This window comes from Streptomyces sp. RK9 (assembly GCF_045070545.1).
GTDB lineage: Bacteria > Actinomycetota > Actinomycetes > Streptomycetales > Streptomycetaceae > Streptomyces > Streptomyces alboflavus.
Window position 1 is genome coordinate 4,349,179 of sequence record NZ_CP173703.1, and the last position, 13,410, is coordinate 4,362,588.

At 75.7% G+C, this 13,410-nt stretch carries 1 protein-coding gene; it reads right to left on the reverse strand.

Features of this window, described 5'->3' with window-relative positions:
• Positions 1 to 69: 69 nt before the first annotated feature.
• Complete coding sequence (locus tag AB6L24_RS17810) at positions 70 to 13,047, reverse strand: SDR family NAD(P)-dependent oxidoreductase (RefSeq protein WP_405656338.1); 12,978 nt, start codon at positions 13,045 to 13,047, stop codon at positions 70 to 72.
• Between the last annotated feature and the right edge of the window lie 363 nt (positions 13,048 to 13,410).

A 13,410-nucleotide genomic window follows, 5' to 3' on the forward strand; every position in this document is an offset into this window, starting at 1 on the left:
GGCCGCGACAGGCAGAAGGCCCTGGTCCCGGGGGAAGTGCCACCCGGGACCAGGGCCGCTGTGTCGCGGCTACGCCACCGGCGCGCCGTTCGCTCCCGCGGCACCGTCCGATCCGGCGGGGTCGCCGCCCAGGGCGAGCCGCACCAACTCGTCGGTGCTCATCGCGTCGACGGCGCTGTCGTCACCCGGCCCGTCGGCCAAGACAGCTCCGTCGGCCCCGTCGGCTCCGTCGGCTCCGTCGGCCCCGTCCGATCCGGACGGCACATCGCCGTTCACAGGTCCGTCCTGCGGCCCATCCGCCCGTACGGCCAGGTCCACGGCGAGCCGGTCGGCGAGGGCGCCGGGGCTCGGGTGGTCGAAGACCAGGGTCGGGGGCAGCCGGACGCCGGTCGCCGTGCTGAGCCGGTTGCGCAGTTCCAGCGCGGTGAGCGAGTCGAACCCGAGGTCCTGGAACCGGCTCCCCGCCCCGATCCGCTCCGGCGCCGCGTGCCCGAGGACGGCGGCCACCTCGGCCCGTACCGCCTGCAGGATGATGTGGCGCTGCTCCTTGTGCGGCGCGTTGGACAGGCGGCCGCGCAGTACGGCGGCCGGGGTCTCGGTCGGCCGGGCGGTCGCCGCCCGGGCCGGGGCCGCCGCCGGGGCGAGGGTCCGCAGGACCGGCGGGACCGTGCCGGAGTCGAGTCCGCGCAGATCGAGGCGGGCGGGCGCCAGGACGGGCGCCCCGTCCGCGACGGCCGCGTCGAAGAGGGTGAGGCCCTCGTCCGCGGACAGCGGCGCGACACCGGACCGCGAAAGGCGCAGCAGATCCGTGTTCCCGAGCCCTGCGGCCATGTCACCCTCGCCCGCCCACAGGCCCCACGCCAGCGACACGGCGGGCAGCCCCTCGGCGTGCCGGCGCCGGGCCAGGGCGTCGAGGAAGGTGTTGGCGGCCGCGTAGTTGCCCTGTCCTGCGGTGCCGAGCATGCCCGACAGGGAGGAGAACAGGACGAACGCCGACAGGTCCAGGTGCCGGGTCAGCTCGTGCAGGTGCTGGGCGGCGTCCGCCTTGGGGCGCAGGACGGCGTGCAGGCGCTCTGGGGTGAGCCCTTCCACGACCACGTCGTCGAGGACGCCCGCCGAGTGCACCACCGCGGTCGGCGGCTGCTCCAGCCCGTCCAGGAGCGCGGCCACGGCGGCCCGGTCGGCCGTGTCGCAGGCCGCGACGGTCACCTGCGCCCCGGCGGCCTCCAGCTTGGCCACGAACTCCTCGGCGCCCGGCGTGTCCAGGCCGCGCCGCCCGGTCAGGACGAGGCGGCGCACACCGTGCAGCTCCGTCAGATGACGGGCCACGACCCGGCCGAGTGCGCCCAGACCACCGGTGATCAGGACGTTGCTGTGCTCGCCGAACGGCACGGCCGCGCTGTCGCCCGGCTGGTGCTCGCGCAGCCGGGGAGCCAGTGACGTACCGGCGCGGACGGCGAGTTGGGGTTCGTCGGAGGCGATGGCCCGTACGAGGGCGCGGACCGAGTCGGCGTGGTCGTCGGTGTCGATCAGCGTGAACCGGCCGGGGTGCTCGGCCTGCGCGGAGCGGACCAGGCCCCACACCGCGGCCCGCGCCGGGTCGGGGTGCTCACCGTCGGCCGCGGCGACCGCGCCCCGGGTGAGCAGGACGAGACGGCTCGCGGTGAACCGGTCCTCGGTGAGCCAGCGCTGGACGAGTTCGAGCACTTCGGTGGTGGCCGCCCCGGTGGGTCCGCCATGTTCGGTGGACCCACCGGGTGCGTGGGATCCGCGGGGTGCCGCGGACCCATTGGCTCCGCCCGGCAGGCCGGGCGCGCCGGATCCGGTGAGGTCGCCGTGTGCGGCGGCCCCACCGAGCGTGAGGACGACGACGTCGGGCGCCTCGGCCCCGTCGTCGTGGGTGCGGAGCAGGTCGTCGAGCGCCGCGTGGGCGCGAACGGTCACGCCGCCGGCCCGCGCGGTGTCGCGCAGCGCGTCCGTGCCCTGGCCGAGTACGGCCCAGGTGCCCGCCGCGGTGGACGCGGGCAGCTTCTGCTCGGTCCAGTCCAGGGTGAACAGGGCGGCGCTGTCGTCCGGTTGGACGGTGCCGGGCGGCAGCTCGCGCAGGGTGAGCGCGTCGGCGCTGAGCAGCGGGGCGCCGGTCGCGTCGGCGATGAGGAGGGAGTACGTGTCGCCGCCGCCGTGCCGCAGCATGACACGCAGCGGGGAGTCCGCGGATCCGGCGGCCTCGGCGCTGTCGGTGTGCAGCCTCAGGCCGCTGCACGCGAACGGGACGAGGAGCCGGTCGTCGTCCTGGGCGGCGCCGAGCAGCGAGTGCAGGGCGGCGTCGAGCGACGCGGGGTGCGGCATGAACCCGGCGTCGAGCGTGCCCGTCGGCGTGCCGACCTCCGCGTACAGCTCGGCCCCCGCACGCCACAGGCGGCGCAGGCCCTGGAAGGCGGGGCCGTAGGTGTAGCCGCGGTCGGCGAGGCGGGCGTAGAGGTCGTCGATCGGCACCGGGGCGGCCTGCCGGGGCGGCCAGGCGGTGAGGTCGGCCGGACCTCGCGCGGCCCCCGCCGACCCACCGGCCGCGCCGGGCCCGGCGGCCCCGTCCGGATCAAGCGCGCCGGTGGCGTGCCGCGTCCACGGGGCGGCGGGCGTGCCCGCGGGCCGGGAGTAGAGCGCGAGGGAGCGGCTGCCGTCGTCGGCCGGAGCGCCGACGATGACCTGGACCGCGGCGGGTTCCGCGAGCGACATCGGCTGTTCCAGGGTGAGGTCGGCCACCTGTGCCGCGCCGGTGCGCCGTGCCGCGTACAGGGCGAACTCCGCCATGGCGGCGCCCGGCAGGCGTACGGAACCGGCGATGACATGGTCGGCGAGCCACGGCTCGGCGTACGGGTCGAGGTGCCCCGTGAACAACAGGGCCTGGCCGTCCGCGAGTTCCACGCCGTCGTCGAGCAGCGGATGGCCGTGGCCCGCGGCCGCCGCGGGGCCGGCCGGGGCGGCCGGGGCGCTCAGCCAGTACCGCTGCCGCTGGTAGGGGTAGGTGGGCAGGGGCACCGTGCGGCAGCCGGGGAAGAAGTCGCTCCAGTCGACGGCCGCGCCGGCGGTGTGGCTGAGGGCCAGTGCGGTGGTGACGGTACGGACTTCGTCGTGGCCGCGACGCAGCAGCGGCGCGACGGAGACGTCCTCGCCCTCGCTGCCCCGGACCATGGCCGTGAGCACGGCGTCCGGGCCGACTTCGAGGAAGCCGGTGACTCCGTCCGCGGTGAGGTGGCGCACCCCGTCGAAGAAGCGGACGGTGCCGCGCAGTTGCCGTACCCAGTAGTCCGGGTCGGCGAGTTCGTCGGCGCCTGCCACCCGGCCGGTCACGTTGGAGACGACCGGGATGCGGGGCGGCGCGTAGGTCAGTCCGGCGGCGACTTCGCGGAACGCGTCGAGGACGCCGTCCATGTGCGGCGAGTGGAAGGCGTGGCTGACGCGGAGGCGGGACGTGCGGCGGCCCTTGTCCCGCCAGACGCGGGTCAGTTCCAGGGCGGCTTCGACGTCTCCGGTGACGACGACGGACGTGGGTCCGTTCACGGCGGCGATGTCGAGACGTCCGGCGTAGGGCGCGAGGGTCTCGCGGACCTCGTCCTCGGTGGCCTCGATCGCTGTCATGGCGCCGCCTGCCGGGGCGGACTGCATGAGTCGGCCGCGGGTGGCGACGAGGGTGCAGGCGTCGGTGAGGTCGAGTACGCCCGCGACATGGGCGGCCGCGATCTCACCGACGGAGTGGCCGAGGAGGTGGTCGGGGGTGACCCCGAAGTGCTCCATGAGCCGGAACAGGGCGACCTCGACGGCGAACAGGGCGGGCTGCGTGTACTGCGTCTCGTCGAGCAGGGCCGCCTCCGGGCTGCCCTCGTCGGCGAACATCAGCTCGCGCAGGTCGACGCCCGCGACCGACTCCATCCGGTCGCAGACCTCGTCCAGGGCGGCGGCGAACACCGGGAAGCGGGAGTGGAGTTCACGCCCCATCCCCGGCCGCTGGCTGCCCTGCCCGGTGAACAGGAACGCGGTGCGCACCGGGCCCGCCACGGCGCCGGTCACCACGTTCGCCGCCGCCTCGCCGTCGCGCAGGGCGTCGAGCCCGGCGAGCAGTTCCGCGCGGTCGGCCGCGAGGATCACGGCCCGGTCAGTGAGGGTGGCGCGGGACGCGGCGAGGGAGTGGCCGATGTCGAGGTCCGCCCGGCGGAGCGCCGCCGCGTCGAAGGCGTCGCGGGCCTCGGTGGCCCCGGTGGAGGCGGCGGACGCGACCGACGCGACGGACTGGATGGCTTGAGCCGACGCGTCGGACAAGGCGACCTCGGCGGACACGTCACGCAGGACGTCCCCAGCGGACCCGGTGGCCCCGACGCCTCCGGCGGACTCCTTGCCGGCCCCGGCCGCCAGCGGCCGCAACTGCGCCGCCTGCGCCCGCAGCGCCCCGGCGCCCCGCGCCGACACCAGCCACGGCACCAGACCCGGCCCCGCGGACACCCCGGCCTCGGACCCCTCGGCCTGCTCGGCCCCCGGCTCCCCGGGCTGCCCCGCCTGCTCGGCCGACGGAGCGACCGGCGGCGGCTCTTCCAGTACGACATGGGCGTTCGTGCCGCTGACACCGAACGACGACACACCGGCCCGCCGCGGCACCGAACCCGCCTCCCAGGGCCGCGCGTCCGTGAGCAGCGACACCGTGCCCGAGCCCCAGTCGACGTGCGGCGTCGGCTCGCCCACGTGCAGCGTGCGCGGCAGCGTGCCGTGCCGCATCGCCTGGACCATCTTGACGATGCCGCCGACACCGGCCGCGGCCTGCGCGTGCCCGATGTTCGACTTCAGCGTGCCCAGGTACAGGGGCCGTTCGGCGTCCCGGTCCTGGCCGTACGTGGCGAGGAGCGCCTGTGCCTCGATCGGGTCGCCGAGCCGGGTGCCGGTGCCGTGCGCCTCGACGGCGTCGACGTCGGCGGGGGAGAGCCCGGCCTGGGCCAGGGCGTCGCGGATGACCCGCTCCTGGGAGGGGCCGTTGGGCGCGGTGAGGCCGTTGCTGGCGCCGTCCTGGTTGATGGCGGAGCCACGGACGACGGCCAGGACCTCGTGGCCGTTGCGCCGGGCGTCGGAAAGCCGCTCAAGCAGCAGCACGCCCGCGCCCTCGCTCCACGCGGTGCCGTCGGCCGCGCCCGAGAACGCCTTGCAGCGCCCGTCGGGGGCGAGCCCCCGCTGACGGCTGAACTCGATGAACGTGGCGGGCGCCGACATCACCGTGACACCCCCGGCGAGGGCGTACTCGCACTCGCCGTTGCGCAGCGCCTGCGCCGCCAGATGCGTGGCGACCAGCGACGAGGAGCATGCCGTGTCCACGGTGATGGCGGGGCCCTTCAGGCCAAGGGTGTAGGAGACGCGCCCGGACACCACGCTGGGCGAGTTGCCCGTGAAGCCGTACGCCTCCACGCTCTCCGGCGTGGCGCGCAGCCGCGAGGTGTAGTCGCTGTACATCACGCCGCAGAACACACCTGTACGACTGCCGTGCAGCGCCGTCGGCGCGATGCCCGCGCTCTCCACGGCCTCCCAGCTCGTCTCCAGCAGCAGCCGCTGCTGCGGGTCCATGCCCGCCGCCTCGCGCGGGCTGATGCCGAAGAACTCGGGGTCGAAGCGGTCCGCGTCGTACAGGAAGCCGCCGTGCCGGGTGTAGGACTTGCCGGGCCGCTCGGGGTCCGGGTCGTAGAGGTTCTCGACGTCCCAGCCGCGGTTCTCCGGGAACGGGCCGATGGCGTCGGTGCCGTCGGCGACGAGCCGCCACAGGTCGTCGGGGGTGCGGACGTCGCCGGGGTAGCGGCAGGCCATGCCGACGATCACGATCGGGTCGTCGTCCCGCACGGTGGTCGGCGTGGCGCTCGGCGTGCCGGGACGGGCGGCGGGGGCCTGGTCGAGCCGGGACACGACGTGGTCGGTGAGGGCGGACGGCGTGGGGTGGTCGAAGACCACGGTGGCCGACAGCTTGAGGCCGGTGGCCGTGCCGAGCCGGCCGCGCAGCTCCAGGCCCGACAGGGAGTCGAGGCCCAGCTCACGGAACGCCGCGTCCGGGGCGATGCCCGCGGCGCTCGGCAGCGCGAGGACGGCGGCCACCGTCGAGGTGACCAAGTCCATGACGGCGCGGCGGCGTTCGGCCTCCGGCAGCGCCGCCGTGCGCGCGGCCCACGAGTCCGCGCCGGTCCCCGCGCCGCCGTCCGCGGCCCGGCGGCGGGAGCGGGTGCGGGGCACCAGGGTGCGAAGGAGCGCGGGCGGGGACGCGTCGGGAGCGCGCAGCGCCGCCACGTCAAGATCGACCGGGACGAGCAGCGGCTCGCCCGAGGCCAGGGCCGCGTCGAACAGCTCCATGCCGCGCTCGGCCGTGAGCGGCAGGATGCCGTTGCGGCCCCAGCGGGCGACGTCCGCGTCGGACAGCTTCGCGGCCATGCCTCCGGCCGCCGCGTCCCACATCCCCCAGGCGAGCGAGGTCGCGGGCAGACCGTGGGCGCGCCGGTGCTGGGCCAGGGCGTCCAGGTGGGCGTTTGCCGCGGCGTAGGCGCCCTGGCCGGGGTTGCCGAGGAGCCCGGCGATGGAGGAGAACACCACGAACGCGGACAGGGGCAGCTCCGCGGTGAGCTCGTGCAGGTGCCGGGCACCGACGGCCTTCGCGGCGAGCACCCGGTCGACGTCGTCGGGGCGCAGGTTGTCGAGCGTGGCGTCGGCGAGGACGCCGGCCGTGTGCACCACGGCCGTCAGCGGATGCTCGTCGGGCACGGCGGCGAGGACCTCGGCCAGCCGCTCCCGGTCCGTGACGTCGCAGGCCACGACGGTCGCGGTGACGCCCGAACCGGCCAGTTCCGCGACCAGTTCGGGGGCGTGCCCGCTGCGGCTGCACAGCAGCAGGTGCCGCACCCCGTGCCGGGCGGCCAGATGCCGGGCGACGAGTCGGCCGAGGCCCCCGGTGCCGCCGGTGACCAGGACGGTGCCGTCCGGGTCGAGCGTAACCGCCGCGTCCTCGGGGACCGACGTGCGGGTCAGGCGGGGCGCGTACAAGGTGCCGTCCCGCAGGGCCAGTTGGAGCCCGTCGGCGGCGGCGAGGGCGGCGGCCGCGGCGGTCCCGGTGGCGCCGCTCCCCTCGGAGTCGCCGTCGGTGTCCAGGAGGGCGAAACGGCCCGGGTGTTCGCTCAGCGCGGTGCGCAGCAGGCCGTGCACGGCGGCACCGGGGAGGTCGCGGACGTCGTCGCCGGACGCGGTGGCGACGGCCGCGCGGGTCACGAACAGGAACGTGGTCGACTGCAGCCGCTCGTCGGCGAGGCAGCGCTGCACGGTGGCGAGGGTCCGGCGGACCGCGTCGCCCGTCGCCGCCAGGTCCTCGCGCCGGTCCTCGGGGGTGCGGTACGGCAGGACGAGGACGTCGGGAGCGGGCTCGCCGGAGTCCAGGGCGGCGTCCAGGGCGTCCAGGTCCTGGTACGGCGTGCCGGTGAGGCCGGACACGGCTGCGCCGACGACGGCCCAACGGCCGCTCTGCGGAGCCTTGTTGACGGCCGGGACCGGGTGCCACTCCAGGTGGTGCAGGCCCTGGCGGACGGTGCCGCCCCCTGCGGCGATCCGGTCCAGCGGCACCGGGCGCATCGTGAGCGAGTCCACGGTGAGCACCGGCTGCCCTGCGGGGTCGGTGGCCTCCAGGAGCACGCCGTCGCCCTCGCCCGGGCTGAGCCGGACGCGCAGCCGCGTGGCCCCCGCCGCGTGCAGGGTGACGCCGTCGTACGAGAACGGCAGGCGCAGCCCGCCCGGTGCGTCGGGCTCGCCGAGCAGCAGGGCGTGCAGGGCCGCGTCGAGGAGGGCGGGGTGGAGGCCGTACTCGGCGGCCTCCGCGTGCTGCTCCTCGGGCAGCGACACCTCCGCGTACAGGTCGGGCCCCGACCGCCAGGCGGCCCGCAGCCCCTGGAACGCCGGGCCGTAGGCGTACCCCAGGTCGGCCAGGCGCGCGTACAGGCCCTCGTGGTCGAGCGGCCGGGCGCCGGGCGGTGGCCAGCTTCCCTGCGGGTCGGACGCGGGTGCGGGCGTACCGGCGGCGGCGAGGACGCCCGAGGCGTGCAGCGTCCACTCGCCCTCGCCCCACGCGGAGCCCTCGGCCGCCGGGTCGCGGCGCGAGTGGACGGCGACGGAGCTCTCGCCGGAGTCGTCGGCGGGTCCCACGGTGATCTGGAGGCGGATGCCGTCGGCGGGCAGGCGGAGCGGCTCCTCGAGGACGAGTTCGCGCAGGGAGCCGAGCCCGGCCCGGTCGCCCGCGGCGACGGCGAGTTCCACGAGGGCCGCGCCGGGCACCAGCGTGGAGCCCGCGATGAGGTGCTGGGCGAGCCAGGGGTGCGTGTGCGCCGAGAGCCGTCCCGACAGGAGCAGGCCGTCGCCCCCGGCGAGGCTCGTCATGCCGCCGAGCAGCGGGTGCCCCGCGGCCTCCAGGCCGAGTCCGGTGGCGTCGCCCGTGGGCGCGGGCGTGTCGAGCCAGTAGCGGCGGCGCTGGAAGGCGTACGTGGGCAGCACGGTCCTGCGGGCGCCGGGGAACAGCGCGCCGGCGTCCACGGGCGCCCCGTGCAGGGCGAGGTGGGCCAGCGTGGTGGCGAGGGTGTGCGGCGCGGGCCGGTCGGGGTGGAGCACCGCGACCGGACGCGGTCCTTCCTCGCCGAGGCAGGCCCGGGCCATCGCCGCGAGCACGGGCGCCGGGCCCAGCTCGACGTACGTCGTGACCTTCTCGTCCTGAAGGACGCGGACGCCGTCGGCGAACCGGACGGTGTGCCGCAGGTGCCGCACCCAGTACTCGGGGTCGGAGAGTTCGTCGGCGGTGGCCGTGCGGCCGGTCACGTTGGAGACGACCGGGATGCGGGGCGGCGCGTAGGTGAGCCCGGCGGCGACTTCGCGGAACGCGTCGAGGACGCCGTCCATGTGCGGCGAGTGGAAGGCGTGGCTGACCTTGAGGTCGGTGGTGCGGCGGCCCTTCTCCCGGAAGGACGCGGCGAGTTCGGCGGCGGCGTCGGTGTCGCCGGTGACGACGACGGAGCCGGGGCTGTTGACGGCGGCGATGTCGAGGCGCCCGGCGTAGGGAGCCAGGGCCTCGCGGACCTCGTCCTCGGTGGCCTCGATCGCTGTCATGGCGCCGCCTGCCGGGGCGGACTGCATGAGTCGGCCGCGGGTGGCGACGAGGGTGCAGGCGTCGGTGAGGTCGAGTACGCCCGCGACATGGGCGGCCGCGATCTCGCCCACGGAGTGGCCGAGGAGGTGGTCGGGGGTGACCCCGAAGTGTTCGAGCAGCCGGAACAGCGCGACTTCCAGCGCGAACAGGGCGGGCTGCGTGAACTCCGTCCGGTGCAGACGGGCGTCGTCCGCGGCGAACACCACGTCCTTGAGCGGCACGTCGAGGTGCTGGTCGAGCTGCGCGCACACCGCGTCGAAGGCGGCGGCGAACACCGGCTGGGACGCGTACAGTTCACGGCCCATGCCGTGGCGCTGGCTGCCCTGTCCCGTGAACAGGAACGCCGTCCGGCCACCGGTGGCCGCGCCCGCCGGGCCGTGCACCACGTCGGCGGAGGGCGCCCCGTCGGCCAGTGCCGCGAGCCCGGCGAGGAAGCCCTCGTGGTCCTGCGCGACGACGGCGGCGGTGTGCGCGAAGCGTGTGCGCGCGGTGGCGAGCGTCAGGCCGATGTCCGCGAGGATGGCCTGGTGGGCCTGGTGGGCCTGGTCGGCCCGGTCGGTCTGATCAGCTCGGTCGGTCCGGTCGGTCCGGTCGGTCCGGTCGGTCCGGTCGGTCTGGTCGGTCTGGTCGGCGACGAAGTCGCGCAGGCGGGCGGCCTGGGAGCGCAAGGCCTCCTCGGTGCGGCCGGAGAGAAGCCACGGCTGCGGGGCGGCGTCGCTCGGGGTGTCCGAGGCGGCCGTAACCCTCGCACCGTTCGCGCTGCCACCCGCCCCGTCGGTATCCCCCTCACCCGGCACAGCCGCCTCCACCGGCGCCTGCTCCAGGATCACGTGCGCGTTGGTGCCGCTGATGCCGAAGGAGGACACCCCGGCGCGCCGGGGGCGGCCGGTCTCGGGCCAGGAACGCGCCTCGGTCAGCGGGCGCACCGCACCGGCGCTCCAGTCGACGTGGGACGAGGGCCGGTCGAGGTGGAGGCTGCGGGGCAGCGTGCCGTGGCGCATCGCCTGGACCATCTTGACGATGCCGCCGACCCCGGCCGCGGCCTGGGTGTGCCCGATGTTGGACTTCAACGAGCCAAGGAACAGCGGCTGTTCGTCCGCGCGCCCCTGCCCGTACGTGGCGAGCAGCGCGCCCGCCTCGATCGGGTCGCCGAGCCGGGTGCCGGTGCCGTGCGCCTCGACGGCGTCGACGTCGGCGGGGCCGAGCCCGGCGGAGGCGAGCGCGGCGTGGATCACGCGCTCCTGGGCCGGACCGCTCGGCGCGGCCAGACCGTTGCTGGCGCCGTCCTGGTTGATCGCCGAGCCGCGGACGACAGCCAGGACCTCGTGGCCGTTGCGACGGGCGTCGGACAGGCGCTCCAGGAGCAGCACGCCCACGCCCTCGGCCCAGCCCGTGCCGTCCGCGTCCTCGGCGAACGCCTTGCAGCGGCCGTCCGGCGACAGGCCGCGCTGACGGCTGAACTCGACGAACATGCCGGGGCTCGACATCACCGTCACGCCGCCCGCGACCGCCAGTTCGCAGTCCCCGGCACGCAGTGCCTGCGCGGCCAGGTGCAGGGCCACCAGGGACGAGGAGCACGCGGTGTCCACGGTGACGGCGGGGCCGCGCAGACCGAGGGTGTAGGCGACGCGGCCGGACAGGACGCTGGTGAAGTTGCCGGTGAGCAGATACCCGCCGGCCTTGTCGTCGGCCTCGTGCAGACGCGGCCCGTAGTCCTGGGCGAGCGCGCCCAGATACACGCCGGTGTCGGTCTCCTGCAGGGCCGCCGGGTCGACGCCGGCCCGCTCCAGGGCCTCCCACACGGTTTCGAGGACGAGGCGCTGCTGCGGGTCCATGCCGAGAGCCTCGCGCGGGCTGATGCCGAAGAACTCGGCGTCGAACTGGTCCGCGTCGTGCAGGAATCCGCCCTGGCGCGTGTAGGAGCGGCCCGCCCGGTCGGGGTCGCCGTCGAAGAGGGTGTCCAGGGGCCAGCCCCGGTTGACGGGGAAGCCGGAGATGACGTCGCGCTCGTCCACGACGAGTTGCCACAGGTCCTCCGGCGAGTCAACGTCGCCGGGGAAGCGGCACGCCATGGAGACGATGGCGACGGGCTCGTCCGGGTCGGCGCTCCGCCGGGCCGCGGGCGCGGCCGGTGCCGCGGAGTCCGAGGGGCCGTTCAGTTGCGCGGCGAGGTGCTGGGCGAGGCGTTCCGGTGTCGGGTGCGCGAACACGATGGTCACCGGCAGGCGCATCCCGGTGGCGTCGACCAGGCGGTTGCGCAGCTCCACCGCGCGTACGGAGTCGAAGCCGAGGTCCTTGAACGCCCCGGTGTCGTCGAGTTCGGCGTCCGCGTCGAGGCCGAGGACGGCGGCGATCTCGGCGCGTACGACGTCGAGGAGGCGGGCCACGGCCTCCTGCTCGGACTCGCCGGCCGAGGTGTCCGCGCGGTGCGGAGTGTCGGCGTCCGCTCCCTGGTCGGACTCCGGCAGGACGGGCGCGGGCAGCTCGACGAGCGTCGCGTCCGGACCGAACGCGGGCCGCCAGTCCACCGCGGCGCCCGCGGCGTGCAGGCGGGCCACCGAGGTGAGGAACCGGCGGGTGCCGGGCTCGCGCCGCCGCAGCGACTCCACGACGACGGCGTCCGACTGGAGGTCGTCCAGGGTCTGCTGGAGCGCCATGGTCAGGACCGGGTGCGGGCTGACCTCGATGAAGGCGTGGTGGTCCGCCGCCAGGGCGCGGGTCGACTGCTCGAAGAGGACCGTGCCGCGCAGATTGGCGTACCAGTACGCGGCGTCGAGCCCGGCGGTGTCGAAGTAGTCGCCGGTCGCGGTGGAGTGGAACGGCACGTTCCCGGTGCGCGGCCGGATCGGCGCGAGCCCGGTCAGCATCTCCTCGCGGATGGCCTCGATGTGCGAGGAGTGGGCCGCGAGGTCCACCGGGATCCGCCGGGCCCGCACGTCCTCGGCGGCGAGTTCCTCCAGGAGCACGTCGATCACGTCACGGTCGCCGGACAGGACCACGGACTGCGGCCCGTTGACCGCGGCGACGCCGACGCGGCCGTCCCAGCGCGCGACCTTCGTGTCCAGGTACGCCCGCGTGGCCGACACCGAGATCATCCCGCCGAGGCCCGCGAGCCGCGCCTGCGCCTTGCTCCACAGCGACACCACCCGCGCCCCGTCGTCCAGGGACAGGCCGCCCGAGACCACGGCCGCCGCGATCTCGCCGACGCTGTGCCCGAGCACCGCCGCGGGCCGCACCCCGAAAGACCGCCACAGCTCGGCCAGGCCCACCATCACGGCGAACAGGGCGGGCTGCACCACGTCGTCGCGGTCCAGGGACGCGGCGGCGGGCGTCCCGCGCAGCACGTCCTCCAGGGACCAGTCGATGTACGGGGCGAGCGCGCGGGCGCTCGCGTCGACGGAGGCGCGGAACACGTCGGAGTCGTCGAGGAGTCCGGCCGCCATGCCGAGCCACTGCGGGCCCTGGCCGGGGAACACGAACACGGCCCGGTCGAGCGCTCCGGCGATCCCGCTGATCCGGGTGGCGCTGCGACCGCCCTCGGCGAGCGCCGTCAACTCCTCGACGAGCTGTGCCTCGTCGTCGGCCCACAGGACGGCCCGGTGCCGCGCCGCGGTCGGTGCGCGCCGCGCGTGCTCGGCGCCGGCACCGGGGGGAGCGGCGGCGTGGGCGGCCGCCAGGGACAGGCCGAGGTCCCGTACGGCGGGCCGGCCGTCGGCGGGCAGCGCGAGCAGCCGCTGTGCCCGCGTGCGTACGGCCGCCGGGGTGGCCCCGGAGACGACCAGCGGAATCGTGCCGCTGCGGAAGAGGGGTTCCCCGGCGGGCCCGGCATCGGTGCGCATGCGGTCGGCAGACACGGTTCTACTCGCTCTCGGTCTAGGCGGATGCCGTGCGGCGGCACGGGGCGTAAGGGACGGCCGTGATGGAACTCGTGGACGGTCCTAAAGAAGGCCGTGCGGTATTTGGGCGGCGTTATTTCTCCGTCAGGAAATCGTGGGGACCCGGCCTGGATCCAAGAACTCCGGGTCTCATGGCGAGACCTGCCGCGCCCCGATTCGGAACGCGCCGTCGGGCCGCACTCGGGCCGAGTCCGAACGTACCCCGTCCCCGAGCCCTGGTGAACCGAAGAAAGGTTCGCCGTCGGGGGCTGTCCCGGTGACGGGACATGGCTGGCCAGGGCTTGTGCGAACCGCGTGGACCGGCCGATTCGAAGGTCATTG